Consider the following 14,617-nt stretch of genomic DNA (forward strand, 5'->3'; position numbering starts at 1 on the left):
CCTTGGCAAATCGAAAAATCCTCTGCTATAATTGCGCGCCTTGGCCTGGTAGCTCAGTTGGTAGAGCAGAGGATTGAAAATCCTTGTGTCGGTGGTTCGATTCCGCCCCGGGCCACCAAGAATCCGAAAAAAGCCGACCCCTTGAGGTCGGCTTTTTTCATTGTTCGGGCCAGGCAGACACCCCTACTTCGCTCGAATATAATAGCGCCTGCGCGGCGGCAATGCTTTGGGCCTCTGCCAATAACCCAGCCCATTCAATAATGACAAAAACGCGCCGCGCCCAGCCCGTTATTCCGGCAGCCATTGCACTCCTGGCGATAATGTATGTCGCATGGCAGCTTATCGGCATTCGATTCGAAAATCACGACGACATTTATTTTCACCTGTATTCAAAAATATTTGCCGGGGATTTTTTCAAATTCGCCAAAGATACTGCGTATTTGCAGGCCAGGGCGCAGGCGTTTATCAATATGCCGCTGTTCCTGTGGATCAACAGCCTGCAAGCTTCGGCCTGGTTTGATGCCATCGGCATCCTGGTGTTTGTCTCGCTGTACGCGGCCATTATCTGTTTCCTGTCGTGCCTTGCGGGACGCTCAAACGCCCTGATTCTGGCTGCCGCGACGGCCTTGCTTTTCCCGCTGCATTACTATTTCACCTTCCCGCAGGGATATCCCGTGATGGGCCCTTACGGACTGGCCCTGGGCATGCTTGCGGCGACCTTGCTCGCCTCCCATCTGAAACGGCCTGACGGCCGGAAACTTGTTGCGTCGGCGATCATGTTCACCATTTCGCTGTGGGGGCCGGAATATAACTTCATCCTGCACCCTATTTTCCTGCTGCTTGCCTGGTTTGCCGCAGCGCCCGACAAGCGTGTTAAAAAACTGTGCCTCCTGGCCTGGCCCTATCTGCTTGGCTTGCTGTTATCCGTCGGCGCCTACCTCGCATTTTCCATCATGGCGCGCAATACCGGCGGCGACTCCTACGGCCGGGTATCGCCCGGTTTTGATGCCGCGGCCTGGATGAGCACCTTCCTGGTGCTGCAGGAAAAGGCCTTCCTGCCGCTTGGACTGCTCAAGGGCATCAAGATTGCCGGCGCCTCGGCGCAAGGTGTGCCGCAGCTTCCCGCTGAATTCAGCTATGCGACGATGCTGGGCCTGGCAGGTGATTGGCGTGCCGTGGCCATTGCATTGTTGGCGTTCCTGCCGGTCTCGGCCGCCCTGCTCCATTTTCAGAATCTCAACAAACGAACGCTGGCGTTGACGGCAGCCGTGCTGCTGGCGATCGGCACCATTCCGGCGGCGATCGTTTCCGCCTCCGCGCACTACCAGAAAATTGTCCTGGCCGGATGGCTGCATGGCCATTTGCTGACCTTCTATTCCCACCTTGGCCTGTCCGGCTTGCTATTCCTGTTGTGCGCGGCCATCAGCAATCGCTTCCAGGCGCGCGTGCGCTCGATGGTGGTCGTGGCATTGGCTGTTGTACTCGCGGCGTACGCGACGCTGACCTTCATCTACAACAACGCCAACCGCCAGGCCATGATGGCGAACAAGCAAAAGTGGCAGGCAATGGAACTGCTGGTCTCCCACGTTCGCACGGCGCGGCCCGATCTCTTGAACCGCACATTCCACGCCCCCGCCTTCTGGACCGCTACCGGGGTCAGTTCGATACCGGGCGATGATGCCGCGACTGGCGCCAATTATTGGACCCAATATTCCGCGACCGTGCTTGGGCAAAAACTCTTGTTTGCGAGCGACGGCCTTGCGCCAGGCCAGGACGGGGTCGAGGTCGCGTACGTCGCGACGCCGGGCGGCAATCCCGTCGTCTACATTGAGGAACGCGCCGAGGGCGGCGGCAGGCGCACCTTGCTGTCATCGCAAGCGGTGGCCGGTGTATTGCTGGATTCCAGCAATGGCTTGCCGCTGCAGCAGATCGGGCTTAGTGACTGGACCTGCGGTAGCGATTGCACCGTCCGTCTCGGCAATCAAATGCCGCTACCGGCGCCGGGCTTCAGGCCCGACTATGCGGGACCGCGCAACGTCGTGTCGCAATTCCTGATGGCGCGCTACGCGGGCTATGGCAAGTCGCTGGCAAGCGCCAAGGATGCGCTGCCGCTCCAGGTGGACAGCTGGGGCCCGCAGGAAAGCACTGCGGGGGCGATTCCCAACCTGCAGCTGGACGGCAATGCAGGGCTCTGGATCAAACTGCGCCAACCGCCGCAGCCAGGCAATTGGCGGGTGAGCGTAGATGGCGTTCCAGCAAACAATACCAATGTGGCGGCCGACCTGATGACGGCATCGATTGATCCCAAAGTCTTCCTGACGCCTGGCAAAAAAGTCGTCACCATTTATAACGTCGCAGATGGCTCGGCCTCGATCGTCGGGGATTTTGTGGTCCGGGCAAAATAGGAGTCCAGGTTTGTCAGCAGCTAACACTAAAAAAATAGCCATCCTGCAGTCCAATTACATCCCCTGGAAGGGCTATTTCGACATGATCGCCGCAGTGGATGAGTTCATCCTCTACGACGATATGCAATACACGCGCCGCGATTGGCGCAACCGGAACCAGATCAAGACCCCGCAAGGCCTGCAGTGGCTTACCGTCCCGGTCCAGGTCAAGGGGAAATACCACCAAAAGATCCGCGAGACCGAAATCGACGGTACGGATTGGGCCGGCGCACATTGGAAAGCGCTGGCGCAGAATTATCGGCGCGCGCCGCATTTTGAAGAGATCGCCGGATGGCTCGCGCCGATTTATCTTGCCGAGAATTTCTCGCATATCTCGCAATTGAACCGCCGGCTGATTGAAGCCGTCTGCAACTATCTCTCGATCAAAACGGTCATTTCCACCTCATGGGATTACGATCTGGTCGAAGGCAGGACAGAACGGCTCGCCGAGCTCTGCGCCCAAGCCGGCGGCACCGAATATATTTCGGGCCCATCCGCCAAGGATTACATCGAGCCTGAAGTGTTCGCAGGCAAGGACATCAAATTGAGCTGGTTCGACTATGCCGGCTATCCGGAATATCAGCAGTTATGGGGCGAATTCACCCATGGCGTCAGCATTCTGGACCTGTTGTTCAACTGTGGCAAAGATTCACCGCGTTTTATGAGATTCGTCAAATGAAATTGTCTATTGTTGCGACGCTGTACCGGTCCGCGCCCTACATCCAGGAGTTCTATGAGCGCAGCTGCACCGCGGCGCGCGAGCTGGCCGGGGAGGACTTCGAGATCATCCTCGTCAATGACGGATCGCCAGACGATAGCGTAGACCTGGCGATCGCACTGCATCAGCGCGACCCGCGGGTCGTGGTGGTGGATTTGTCGCGCAATTTCGGGCACCACAAGGCCATGATGACGGGACTGGCCGCCGCCAGCGGCGAACGCGTGTTCCTGATCGACAGCGATCTTGAAGAGGAGCCTGAATGGCTGCTCACATTCAACCGGCAGATGCAGGATGAGCGCGCTGATGTCGTCTACGGCGTCCAGGAAAAACGCAAGGGCGGCATGATGGAACGCGTGACCGGAAGCATTTTCTACAAGGTATTCCGCGCCTTGACAGGCATTAACCAGCCCGACAACATCGTCACCGCTCGCCTCATGAGCCGGCAATACGTGCAAGCTTTGCTGAGCCATCAGGAACGTGAACTCAACATTGGTGGCCTATGGATCATCACCGGCTTTAAACAGGCAACGCAAGTCGTTCGCAAACACTCGAGCAGCCCGACGACGTACACCCTGTCCCACAAGATCAGCCACCTGGTCAACGCGATCACCTCGTTCAGCAGCCTGCCGCTTGTGTACACCTTCTATACAGGGCTGCTGATCTCGCTTTCCGCCTTGTTCTTCATTGCCTACCTGGTGGTGCGCTATTTTATTTTTTCTCCGCCAAGCGGATACACCTCCTTGATTGCTTCAGTCTGGCTTTTCTCGGGGCTGATCATTTTCTTTGTCGGCGTGCAGGGCATCTATATTTCCAAGATTTTCTCGGAAGTGAAACAGCGCCCCTACACCATCGTGCGGCAAATCCACCGAAAAACCACTGGAACGGACTAAGCGCATGAAGCCGCCTGCCAGCCTCCCCCCCGAAGCCCATTATGGCGTCCTGTTGCGGGACCAGCCCGCGTGCGAGCTCGATGAGATCGCCGACCAGATCCGCCGGCTTGGCTACGCGGTAGTCGATTCCGGCTATTCTGCCGCGGAGTTGAACCGCCTGTCCGCTGCCTTCAACCAAACACGGCAGCAGTATGTGCAGGCATGGGGGGCCGACCGCCTGCGCAACATCAACGAACTGCACACGATCCGCGCGCCGCTGACGCAAGCCGATCCTGCCTTCCTGGAGCTGGCAGGCAACCCAAGGATTTTGGACGTGCTCGGCCGGCTGATCGTCGGCAAGTTCATCTTGAATCAGCAAAATGGCATCATCAATCCGCCAGGCGAAACCTACAACCAGGCCGCCTGGCATCGCGACCTGCCGTATCAGCATTTTGTTTCCAGCAGCCCGCTCGCGCTCAATGCACTGTTTTGCCTGGACGATTTCACGCGGGAGAACGGCTCTACGTTTGTACTGCCCGCCACGCACAAGTCAATCAATTATCCGTCCGCCGCCTATATCGAGAAGCACGCGGTGCAGCTGGAGGCGAAGGCCGGTCAATATCTCCTGCTGGACTGCATGATGTTCCACAGCGGCGGATTCAACCGCACGCACAAAGAGCGGCGTGCCGTCAACCATGTCTACACAATCCCGTACTTCAAGCAACAGATCAAGCTCGCTGGCCTCATGCATCATCATGAATTGACGCCCGCCCAGCGCGAACTCTTTGGCTTCGGATATCAGGAGCCCGTGACGATCGAACAGTATTTAGAGAATAGAAAGGCACCATGAAGAAACGATTGGTAATCTTTGGCTACGGTGACATGGCGCAACTAGCGCACTACTACTTCAGCACCGCGTCCGCTTACGAGGTTGTCGCCTTTACCGTCGACGCCAGCTATCTCAAGGAAGCCAGCTTTTGCGGCTTGCCGGTTGTCGCGTTCGAAGACGTCGAGCGGATGTATCCGCCAGCATCCCATGACTGCTTTGTCGCACTGGGCTATTCAAAGGTGAACGCGGTCCGCAAGGAAAAATTCCTGGCGGCCAAAGAGAAGGGCTTTAGTCTCGCCAGTTTCATCAGTTCCCGCGCCACGCTCCTCAACGATGGACAGGTCGGCGAGAACTGTTTCATCTTTGAAGACAATACCATCCAGCCCTTTGTGACGATCGGCAATAACGTGACGCTCTGGAGCGGCAACCATATCGGCCATCACTCGGTCATACATGACCACACATTCATCGCATCGCACGCGGTGATCTCTGGCCGCGTTGAAATTGGCGAGCAATGTTTCATCGGTGTGAACGCCACGCTGCGCGACCATATCAAGGTGGGTGAGCGCTGCGTGATCGGCGCGGGCGCCCTGCTCCTTGGCGATGCCGAACCCGACGGCGTGTATATCGGCACGGCCACCGAGCGCTCCCGCGTCCCGAGTTCCAGATTGAGGGCCATATGAACCAATCCTGGGAAAAGCTGGGCAGGATTTATGTTCCGGAAACCGCTGGCCGGCATCCGAAACTCCGCTCGCATGCGGCAAACCCGCTGCCGGTGCACCTGGAAGGCGATGTCTATCGGGTATTCTTCAGTGGCCGCGACGAACAGAACCGCTCCTCCGTGGGAGCGGTGGATATTGACATCCTTCAGCGCAAGGTCGTGCAGGAACATGCCCTGCCCTTTTTCGAGCATGGTCCGGAAGGCAGCTTTTTCGCGGATGGGGTAAGCATTGGCAACTGCTACGATGTGGACGGCGAGCGTTACATGCTGTTCATGGGATGGCAAACTCCTGCGGGCGGTCATTGGCGCGGCGATATCGGTCGCCTGCGGGTCAAGCCGGACCTCACGCTGGAACTGGCAAGCCCTAAACCTTTCATGGCAAGCAACGCCATTGATCCGGTCAGCCTATCGTATCCCTGGGTCCAGGCCAGGCCGCAGGGCGGCTTCGATATGTGGTACGGGTCGACACTGGCCTGGGATGCCGGCAATGGCGAGATGCTGCACATAATCCAGCATGCCGATTCGCTGGACGGCGAGCGCTGGAACCGGAACGGCCTGGCAGTGCCGTACGCGCTGGGCAAGGCCCAGGCATTTTCGCGGCCGACCGTCGCCATGGATGCGAACGGCACTTACCAGATGTGGTTCTCGTATCGCAGCGGCACCGGTGAAACGTATCGCATCGGCTACGCCAGCTCCAGCGACGGAAAGGCTTGGCAACTGGGGTTGTCCAAGGCGGGCATCGCTGTCTCGCCCGACGGCTGGGACGCTGAAATGATCGAGTATCCATTTGTCTTCGATCACGCGGGTCAACGCTATATGCTGTACAACGGCAACGGGTTCGGCAAGACGGGATTTGGCCTGGCAGTGCTGCAGAACGCAGCATCGGCTTTTTGACTGTAGAAGAAAATGTTACGGCAATTTTTTAGCTATGCCCTGGTCGGGGCACTGACCAATCTTGCAGGTTATATGCTTTACCTGCTCCTGACCTACCTGTGGGGAGCACCCAAGCTGACGATGACGCTGCTGTATGCGGTCGGCGCATTAAGCAGCTTTTTTGCCAATCGCCGCTTCACGTTTCGCCACCACGGCCATATCGGCGCGGCAGGCGCCCGCTACCTGCTGGTACAACTGTCGGGCTACTTGCTGAATTTGATTTTCCTGGTGGTATTCGTGGACTGGCTGGGTTTTCCTCATCAATTTGTACAAGCGGTAGCAATCGTCGTGATCGCTATCTACCTATTTATCCTGTCGCGATTTTTTGTATTCGCGCACAAGCAGCCTGCAGTGGAGTAGAGCGCCGTGAAAGTATGTCTGAATTGCGGGAAGGGTTTTTCGTCGGACGGCTGGGTATGCCCTTCGTGCGGCCACGAACCTGCTCGGATGAACAATATTGTGGCCCATGCAGCCGGGTTCGCCAATGGCGGCGGCGGGTTCAAGCCGGAATATTTTGCGGAACTGGCCAAGGCCGAAGCCGGCAGCTTCTGGTTTCGGGCGCGCAATGAGGTCATCCTCTGGGCCCTTAAAACCTATATGCCGAATGCGCACAACTTCCTGGAAGTTGGCTGCGGCACGGGCTTTGTACTGTCCGGCATCGCAAGCGCACATCCCGCCATCCAATTGAGCGGCAGCGAAATTTTCCTGGCCGGCTTATCCCACGCCAAGGAACGGGTACCCGCCGCACAGTTCATGCAGATGGATGCACGCCATGTGCCCTATGCCGACGAATTCGACGCCATCGGTGCCTTTGACGTACTGGAACATATTGAAGAAGATGATGCCGTGCTTGCACAGCTACACAGGGGATTGAAAGCGGGCGGGCTGCTGTTGCTGACTGTTCCGCAGCATCGCTGGCTGTGGAGCGCCGCCGATGAATACGCCTGCCATGTACGGCGCTACTCAGCCCGGGAAATTGAAGACAAGGTCCGGGCAGGCGGCTTCGAACTGGTAAGAAGTACCTCATTCATTACCGCTTTGCTGCCCGCGATGATGCTTTCGCGGCAGCTTCAGAAACGAAACAAGGCCGCCTTCAACCCGGATGATGAACTCAAAATCAATCCGGTGCTGAATCAAGCATTTTACGCATTGACCATGATGGAGTTTGCGGGAATCAGGCTCGGGTTGAATTACCCGGTCGGCGGTTCCAGGCTCATTGTGGCACGAAAGGATAAATAGCCAGATGAAAAAAATAAGCGACCACATCCCGTTCAACTGGCCGCACATGACGGGCAAGGAGCTGTACTACATCGCCGAGGCCCACTTCAATGGGAGCCTGGCAGGCGACGGGCCGTTTACCAAGCGCTGCCACACCTGGCTGGAACAGCGGACCGGCTGCAGCAAGGCGCTGCTGACCCATTCCTGCACCGCGGCGCTCGAGATGGCGGCCTTGTTGCTGGACATTCAGCCGGGCGACGAAATCATCATGCCGTCGTATACCTTCGTCTCGACCGCCAACGCCTTCGTCCTGCGCGGCGGGGTGCCCGTGTTTGTCGACATCCGCCAGGACACGCTCAACCTCGACGAGCGCCTGATCGAGTCGGCCATCACGGCACGCACCAAGGCGATCGTGCCGGTGCATTACGCCGGGGTCGCCTGCGAGATGGATGCCATCATGGGCATCGCCCGCCGGCATGGTTTGCGCGTGGTTGAAGACGCGGCCCAGGGTGTCATGGCGAGCTATAAGGGCAAGGCGCTGGGCAGCATTGGCGACCTGGGCGCCTACAGCTTCCATGAAACCAAGAACGTGATCTCCGGCGAGGGCGGCGCCTTGCTCGTCAACGATCCCGCCCTCGCGCTGCGGGCGGAAATCATCCGCGAAAAAGGCACCGACCGCAGCCGCTTCTTCCGCGGCGAAGTCGACAAATATACCTGGCAAGAGGTGGGCTCGTCCTTCCTGCCAGGCGAGCTGATCGCAGCTTTCCTGTCGGCGCAGCTGGAAGAAGCGGACCGCATCACCAGCGAGCGGCTGGCAAGCTGGCAACGCTATCATGAACTGCTCGCACCGCTGGAGGCGAGCGGCATGTTGCGGCGGCCGATCGTGCCGGGAGAATGCCAGCACAACGCGCATATGTATTACGTCTTGCTGGGGCCGGACATCAGCCGCGATACCGTGCTCGAGGCCTTCCGGCGCAGCGATATCAAATCGGTGTTCCACTACGTGCCGCTGCACTCATCGCCAGCTGGCTTGCGCTACGGCCGGGCGCACGGCGACTTGACGGTCACCAACGAGCAGTCCGAACGGCTGGTCCGGCTGCCGCTGTGGGTTGGCATGTCGAAGGAACAGCAGGACCGCGTCGTCGAGGTCCTGCACCGCACGACCCGCTGAGCCGGCAGCGTCCGCATCCCCGATTCAGCCCGCCCTGCTTCGCCCAGGGCGGGCTATCCATTAGTTCACTTCGACCAGCACATCCTCGACTTGGACGGCAGCGGTATCGCGCGCCGAGACATACAGCAAGCCCTCGCTCGCCCCGAATGGAATCGGAATGTTTTCCGTGAAAGATACGCCCTTCACCCGACACGGAACCAGACGGTAGTACGGCGGGCCCTTATCCCAGTTGATCTGCGCAATCAGGAATCCCTGCTCCGACGTGCATTGGAAGTGGGCGCTATAGCGTGCCTGCTTGGCACGCAGTGTGCGGACCGGCGCGACCTGCGGACTTTGCGTGGCGGTGAGCCCAGCTTCAGGGAAGGGCAGCGGCAAGCCGTCTGCGCGCGGCTCCATTTGCCGCGCCGTCCGAGAATCGAATACCGTGCGGTAAAGCTCGGGGCTGTCGCTCAAGCGATAGAGCAGGAAAGGGCCCTCCTGTGCAACCACCGATCCATATTTTGCCACGTGGTTACGCAGCAGCACTTGCGGCGAATCGGCAACCCTCATATCCGCCATGCTTAAAATGGCGAAATCCACTTTTTCTTGTGCGAGGAAATCCGCCATCGCTTGCTGGTCCTTCAACGCAGCATAGCGCGCATCGCGATCGGGCGAGTAGAAATTGGCATACACGGGCGTGCCGTGAAGGCCCGCACCGTATGGCGCGTCAGGCGGATAGAATACCCGCGCCCCGGTGGCCAACTGATTGACCTTTTCCGTCAGCACGGCCGCCGGCGCAAACATGCGTATGAATTCCTGCTTTCCCGCTTGCGTATATGCGTTTCCGGCGGGTTGGCTCGTCAGCCACGAGATCTTCGAAAAGACGGCGAAATTCAAGACGATAATCAGCAAGGCCAGCGCCTGGACCGCCCGTTGGACTTTGCGGTTCTTGCCCATGAACAGCGCGGCGAACAGGATGCCGGCGAACGGCATCACCGGGAACAGGTAGCGCCAGTACTGACTGGCGGAGAACATGGCCAGGCCGAAACCGAATAGCGGCAGCAACGCGAGCCGCAGCACCGCTGGAACGCTGGCACGCCATATCGCAAGCAATGCCAGGGGCAGCAGCACAAGATACTGCCATCCGGCCACATAGTTGCCACTCTCCAGAAACTCCGAAGTCTTGAAGAATAGCCGCACATAGCTCGTCAAGCTGAATCCGTGAACCCAGCGCTGGTCGCTGAAGTTGGCGACGGGAGCAAACGGCGACTTGAAAACAGCGTTATACAGGGGGAACAAGGGATTGCCGGTAATCCGCCAGGCGACCGCATATGAATGCAGCGCCACAAAGGCCAGTACCGCCACGATGGCCAGCGCAGGCCATGTCAGTTGCGCAGCTGGGGTCCGCATGGCGCCCCGCTGCCCCCATACACGCAGGGCAAGGGCAGCCATAATGGTCGCGCCAAACACCGCCCCGGGCAGCTTGATCGCGGCGCAGAGGGCGGCGCACGCCAGGACTCCCAGCACCTGCTGGGCGCGCCATCCTCCTGCAGTCTCAAACACCAGGTGCAGGCCCGCCAGGCCTACCACCGCCAGCAATAATTCCGCCTGCATCGACAGCAACAGCGCCCCCAGCATCGGCGTGCTTGCCAACAATACAACGAGCAGCCATTGCACCCTTACCGGCACGTGCAAGCGGTGCAGTATGCGAACAAACAGCAGCAGCAGCAGCAACGCCAGCGTGAGATTCGTGGCGCTTCGGGTGTCCGCGCCGGCCATCAGGGACAAGCCGGCATACAGCAAGTCAGCCGCAAACGGGGCAACCGACCATACCTGGGCCCGGACATCGAACAAGGCACGCTGTTCCGTCAGCAATTCCGTCCAAAGCCGCAGGTGGTAGGCATGGTCATCAAATGAAACGCTTGGCAGGACCGCCCAGCGCAAGGCCCAGCCGATGGATGCGATGCCGATGGCCCATTGCCAGAATGGGAGCGAGCGCATCCAGCCATGCAAGCCCAGCATTCGCTGCCGCATGTCCGTAACCGTTTGCGCGGGCAAGCTGCGCATGCCGAGGATTGGCAGCAGGCAAAGCCCGAGGTACATGCCGCGCTGGTTGACTGGATAATGCAGCATGACGCCCAAGACAGCGAGCCAGATAGCGAACCCGAGCAGGATCGCTTCCGATAGCTTGACATCGGTATTTTTCCCGCTTGAACAGCACCAGCGCAGCACGATGGCGCCCGTGCACCAGGCAAGCGCAAGCCAGGACGTCACGATCGAAATTTCGACCAGGCCTACACCGCCGGCAAGGTAGAGCAAGGCCAGGCCCAACAAACCCATGTGGGCAAAGCGGGGGATCCATATGCGCAGCAGCAGGGCGCACAGCCATACGCCGGCCAGCCACACCAGGGCGTCACTGACGGCAGGCTTGAGGCCGCCCAGGATGCCGAGCGGGGCAAGCGGTGTGAAGAGTGCACACATACTCCCGATCACAGATAAGCCCAGCAAGCCCAAGAGGGCATTCAACTTCGTTCCCGTGAAATTCATTTTCTTATTTTGTCCAATTGAGGCATGCGACCGACTGCTTCCGACTTGCGGCGTCGGCCAATCAAGGGAAGACCGGGCGGCAAGCAGGCGCCCGGCGCGTGGCCGTGCTGTCAGGCGTGCGCCCTTGCGCACATTATTTATAGATCCAATGCTTGCTCAAATAAAAGCCATTTACTGCAACGAGCGGCAAGGATAGCACCTTCCCCAACACCGGCATGTCCAGCCAATAATGAAACGCCGATACACACAACATGGTCAGCAGATAGTTGGCGAATACCACGCCCAGGTAACGCACGAATGTCGCATGCGAGTAGCCGGTGCGGAACGTCAGGCGCGAATGCAGCAGGAAATTGGCAGCCAGGCCTGCGAGAAAACCCGCGTTGGCGGCAAGCATGAAATGCACGCCGAGCAGGCCCAGGATTTTCATCAGGCCCACATCGATCACCGCACTGGTGACCCCCACCAGTAAATAGACGACAAATTGGTTCATGCTTCCCATCCGACTGGCGACACGCCATTAAGCACGGTGAATGCGCCGGCGCGGGACGGAAGCAATATCGTAAGAGATAAAGGCCAGGATCAGCTGCAGCCCCATCAGGGCCGGCAGCGCGGCCAGCATGACTGTGCCGGCCGGCGTGGGCAAGCCGGTCTGCGCCGAATGCGCCCAATGGTAGATGCCGTAGACCATGCCAAAACCGAGCAGCCCGAGCCCGAACGGTAACTCGATCGACGCCAGCGACATATCGCGCAGATAGTAATTGTAAAAAATTCGCTTGGAAAAATTCCGGATATGCTTTGCCAAAAACTCGCCAATGATCTTGGAAATCTTCAGGTTGCTGACTTCATCGCCGTAAACGGCTTCCATCGGTACGTCGATCGCCACCGCGCGCAGGGTATTTAACCTGAACAGGATGTCGGTCTCGAAGAAGTAACGCCGGCTGATCTTATGGAATGGTAAGTGGCGCGCCACGTTGGCGTGGATGGCGGTGTAGCCGTTGGTGGGATCGAACAGGTTCCAGTAACCAGACGAGAGCTTGCACATCAGCGACAGCACCGCATTGCCGAACAGGCGCAGCTTGGGCATGGCGCGGACTTTTTCCAGATCGAAAAAGCGGTTGCCCTTCGTATAATCAGCCTCGCCGTTGACAATCGGCGCCACGAAATCCGGAATCAGGGCCGGATCCATTTGGCCATCGCTGTCGATTTTGACCATGATCCCCATGCCATCATCGATGGCGGCCTTGTAGCCGGTCATGACGGCGCCGCCGACGCCTTGATTTTCAGCGTGCCTTACGACTGTTACTCGCGGATCCTGGCAATGCTGTTCGACATAGGCGCCGGATTGGTCGGGACAGCAATCGTCGACGACATAAATCCGCTTGACTTCCGGACCGATGGCCGCGACCACGCCCAAGATATGATTGCGCGCCTTGAAGGTCGGTATGACGACTGCGATGTCAGAGTTTTTTCCCATGAATTGCTTTGCACTATGGCATGTAAATTTTTTAAGTTTAGTTCAATCGCCAGCGCCATGCAATCAAGCTGGTTCTGGCACGGCTTTCCCTGCGGGCAGAAAATCGCCGATCTTTTTACCCCATTGGATGCAGGGTTTCTCCACCAGATACCACGACAGCGCGCCGCAGCCGGCAGCCAGCGGCAAGGCGAGCAGCCAGTTGCCGCGCGCCCCCATGTCGGGTAAGGCGGCATGCACCAGTTGCTGCATCGGCCAGCCGAACAGATAAATGCCATACGAATAATCGCCAGGCAGGCGCAGGCGGCGCACGAGCGGCGTACTCGATAAGCAAATGGCAGCGGCAAAGATCGCCGCACAGCAAAGGTAGGGCAGCGCCGGCGTGCTGCGGGCGAGATAGGCTGCGATCGCCAGTCCCAGCACGGTAAACGGGTTCAGGACCACCTGCTTCTTCCAGTTCGCCAGCAGCGCTCCCAAGGCAAAGAAAGTGAACATGGGCACCGATTCCGGCGGCATGCGCAATACCGCAACGGCTCTCGGTTCAAGCAGCAGCAGCGTAACGACCCCCACCGTAGCGAGGGAAAATACGATCTTGCTGCGCGTCAGGCCCAGCCCGGCGGCGATGGCCAAGCCCAAATAGCAGAGCATTTCCATGGGAATGGTCCAGATCGACCCATTCACCCCGTGCTCGGGCGCATTGTCGAACACGCCAGGCAGCAGGTAACTGGAGTGGAGCAGCGCGTTCCGGCTGACATAGGCCAGCGTCTCGCGGCTGCTCAGATAACTGCCGGCTGGCAAGGTCGAAAGCAACGGCCCCATCACATAGGCGGACAGCAGCAGCACCACGAGCAAGGCTGGGAAGACGCGCGCAATACGCGCTGCGATGAACCGGCCGAGGCCGGCGTTCCGGAGCAGGCTGTTGGTGACAACGAGTCCACTGAGCAGGAAAAAGAATTTCACCGCCAGCGAACCGGAATACTCGAAATGCATCAGGTCCATCACCGGATCGTGCGCGCCCCGGTCGCCCGAAATGACTGCCGCGTGGCCCACGATTACCGCGGCCGCCGCAATCAGGCGCAGTAGATCGAAGTTGTTATTTTCGCGTTTGAGGACGTCGTTCAGGGTCATGTCGTTACCATTGGCGATGTTGCCCTTGCCGGGCGTGGACGGGCGCAGCCTGCGCGCGGCTTTACAGATGGGGGATCAGGTCGGTCAGACGGTCGATCGGCAGTGCCGGTCCCGGCATGCCATCGCTGCCGAAATAAAACAGCTTGCTCAGGCCGGCCGCCTGGCCGGCTTGGGCGTCGGACGCCTTGTCGCCCACCATCAGCGAACGCGGCAGGTCGATATCGAGGTCGCGCGCCGCGCGCAGCAGCATGCCCGGGCCCGGCTTGCGGTCGGCGCTGTCCTGCCGGTAGGCGCCGATGCCATGCTCGGGGTGATGCGGGCAGAAGTAGACGGCATCCAGGGCGCCGCCATGCGCGGCGAACTGTTGGCCGACCCAGTCCATCAAGACATGGAAATCGTCTTCCGAGTAATAGCCGCGGCCAATGCCGGCCTGGTTGGTGACCACCACCACCAGGTAGCCGGCCTGCTTGGCGGCGGCGACCAGCTCGAAAATGCCGTCGATAAAATCGAAGTTTTCCTTTTGATACACGTAGGCGTGATCGACATTGATCACGCCATCGCGGTCAAGGAACAGTGCGGGACGGGCCAT

Annotated in this window: 14 protein-coding genes and 1 tRNA gene; 10 read left to right on the forward strand and 5 right to left on the reverse strand. The window is 59.2% G+C overall.

Annotated features, from left to right (window positions below; translation table 11 throughout):
* The first annotated feature begins 42 nt into the window (after positions 1–42).
* From H597_RS0106660 to rffA, 10 genes are all read left to right on the forward strand, one after another.
* Positions 43–118: transfer RNA gene (locus H597_RS0106660), tRNA-Phe, on the forward strand.
* The gene (locus H597_RS0106665; protein WP_154667995.1) at positions 84–2,405 is read left to right on the forward strand and encodes a hypothetical protein; all 2,322 of its coding nucleotides are present in this window, start codon (positions 84–86) and stop codon (positions 2,403–2,405) included. Before H597_RS0106660 ends, H597_RS0106665 begins: the two co-directional genes overlap by 35 nt.
* A gap of 10 nt (positions 2,406–2,415) precedes the next feature.
* Positions 2,416–3,123, forward strand: a complete 708-nt coding sequence (locus H597_RS0106670; protein ID WP_028101442.1) for a WbqC family protein — start codon at positions 2,416–2,418, stop codon at positions 3,121–3,123.
* Complete coding sequence (locus H597_RS0106675) at positions 3,120–4,052, forward strand: glycosyltransferase family 2 protein (RefSeq protein WP_028101443.1); 933 nt, start codon at positions 3,120–3,122, stop codon at positions 4,050–4,052. Before H597_RS0106670 ends, H597_RS0106675 begins: the two co-directional genes overlap by 4 nt.
* A 4-nt stretch (positions 4,053–4,056) precedes the next feature.
* On the forward strand, positions 4,057–4,881 hold the full coding sequence (locus tag H597_RS0106680) for a phytanoyl-CoA dioxygenase family protein (RefSeq protein ID WP_035373347.1): 825 nt from the start codon (positions 4,057–4,059) through the stop codon (positions 4,879–4,881).
* The gene (locus tag H597_RS0106685; RefSeq protein WP_028101445.1) at positions 4,878–5,543 is read left to right on the forward strand and encodes an acetyltransferase; all 666 of its coding nucleotides are present in this window, start codon (positions 4,878–4,880) and stop codon (positions 5,541–5,543) included. Before H597_RS0106680 ends, H597_RS0106685 begins: the two co-directional genes overlap by 4 nt.
* Positions 5,540–6,475, forward strand: coding sequence for a glycoside hydrolase family protein (locus H597_RS0106690; protein WP_028101446.1), 936 nt, complete (start codon positions 5,540–5,542; stop codon positions 6,473–6,475). The genes H597_RS0106685 and H597_RS0106690 overlap by 4 nt, the downstream gene beginning before the upstream one ends.
* Before the next feature lie 12 nt (positions 6,476–6,487).
* Positions 6,488–6,874, forward strand: a complete 387-nt coding sequence (locus H597_RS30025; protein WP_035373349.1) for a GtrA family protein — start codon at positions 6,488–6,490, stop codon at positions 6,872–6,874.
* Between the two features lie 87 nt (positions 6,875–6,961).
* Positions 6,962–7,753 (forward strand): class I SAM-dependent methyltransferase, encoded by a 792-nt coding sequence (locus tag H597_RS0106700; RefSeq protein ID WP_083940982.1) that lies wholly within the window; start codon positions 6,962–6,964, stop codon positions 7,751–7,753.
* A gap of 4 nt (positions 7,754–7,757) precedes the next feature.
* A complete protein-coding gene (gene rffA / locus H597_RS0106705) occupies positions 7,758–8,903 on the forward strand; it encodes a dTDP-4-amino-4,6-dideoxygalactose transaminase (RefSeq protein ID WP_028101448.1) in 1,146 nt (381 codons plus the stop codon).
* A 60-nt stretch (positions 8,904–8,963) separates the two neighbouring features.
* Here rffA and H597_RS0106710 read toward each other — a convergent pair whose 3' ends face one another.
* From H597_RS0106710 to H597_RS0106730, 5 genes are all read right to left on the reverse strand, one after another.
* Positions 8,964–11,429 carry a hypothetical protein gene (locus H597_RS0106710; RefSeq protein ID WP_154667996.1) on the reverse strand — a complete coding sequence of 822 codons (2,466 nt, stop codon included), beginning with the start codon at positions 11,427–11,429 and terminating at the stop codon, positions 8,964–8,966.
* A 133-nt stretch (positions 11,430–11,562) separates the two neighbouring features.
* Positions 11,563–11,919, reverse strand: a complete 357-nt coding sequence (locus H597_RS0106715; protein WP_229632116.1) for a GtrA family protein — start codon at positions 11,917–11,919, stop codon at positions 11,563–11,565.
* Between the two features lie 27 nt (positions 11,920–11,946).
* Positions 11,947–12,903, reverse strand: coding sequence for a glycosyltransferase family 2 protein (locus H597_RS0106720; protein ID WP_028101451.1), 957 nt, complete (start codon positions 12,901–12,903; stop codon positions 11,947–11,949).
* 63 nt (positions 12,904–12,966) lie between these two features.
* Positions 12,967–14,028 (reverse strand): acyltransferase family protein, encoded by a 1,062-nt coding sequence (locus tag H597_RS0106725; protein ID WP_028101452.1) that lies wholly within the window; start codon positions 14,026–14,028, stop codon positions 12,967–12,969.
* A 61-nt stretch (positions 14,029–14,089) separates the two neighbouring features.
* Positions 14,090–14,617 (reverse strand): D-glycero-alpha-D-manno-heptose-1,7-bisphosphate 7-phosphatase, encoded by a 528-nt coding sequence (locus H597_RS0106730; protein ID WP_028101453.1) that lies wholly within the window; start codon positions 14,615–14,617, stop codon positions 14,090–14,092.

The organism is Pseudoduganella violaceinigra DSM 15887 (genome assembly GCF_000425385.1).
Lineage (GTDB): Bacteria > Pseudomonadota > Gammaproteobacteria > Burkholderiales > Burkholderiaceae_D > Rugamonas > Rugamonas violaceinigra.

What these genes read in the sequence shown, in the direction of transcription:
- H597_RS0106700 (WP_083940982.1), top strand. Translation starts at nt 6,962, where the DNA reads ATGAACAATATTGTGGCCCATGCAGCCGGGTTCGCCAATGGCGGCGGC.
- H597_RS0106685 (WP_028101445.1), top strand. Translation starts at nt 4,878, where the DNA reads ATGAAGAAACGATTGGTAATCTTTGGCTACGGTGACATGGCGCAACTA.
- H597_RS0106680 (WP_035373347.1), top strand. Translation starts at nt 4,057, where the DNA reads ATGAAGCCGCCTGCCAGCCTCCCCCCCGAAGCCCATTATGGCGTCCTG.
- H597_RS0106715 (WP_229632116.1), bottom strand. Translation starts at nt 11,919, where the DNA reads ATGAACCAATTTGTCGTCTATTTACTGGTGGGGGTCACCAGTGCGGTG.
- rffA (WP_028101448.1), top strand. Translation starts at nt 7,758, where the DNA reads ATGAAAAAAATAAGCGACCACATCCCGTTCAACTGGCCGCACATGACG.
- H597_RS0106690 (WP_028101446.1), top strand. Translation starts at nt 5,540, where the DNA reads ATGAACCAATCCTGGGAAAAGCTGGGCAGGATTTATGTTCCGGAAACC.
- H597_RS0106720 (WP_028101451.1), bottom strand. Translation starts at nt 12,903, where the DNA reads ATGGGAAAAAACTCTGACATCGCAGTCGTCATACCGACCTTCAAGGCG.
- H597_RS0106710 (WP_154667996.1), bottom strand. Translation starts at nt 11,429, where the DNA reads ATGAATTTCACGGGAACGAAGTTGAATGCCCTCTTGGGCTTGCTGGGC.
- H597_RS0106675 (WP_028101443.1), top strand. Translation starts at nt 3,120, where the DNA reads ATGAAATTGTCTATTGTTGCGACGCTGTACCGGTCCGCGCCCTACATC.
- H597_RS0106725 (WP_028101452.1), bottom strand. Translation starts at nt 14,028, where the DNA reads ATGACCCTGAACGACGTCCTCAAACGCGAAAATAACAACTTCGATCTA.
- H597_RS0106730 (WP_028101453.1), bottom strand. Translation starts at nt 14,617, where the DNA reads ATGGCCCGTCCCGCACTGTTCCTTGACCGCGATGGCGTGATCAATGTC.
- H597_RS30025 (WP_035373349.1), top strand. Translation starts at nt 6,488, where the DNA reads ATGTTACGGCAATTTTTTAGCTATGCCCTGGTCGGGGCACTGACCAAT.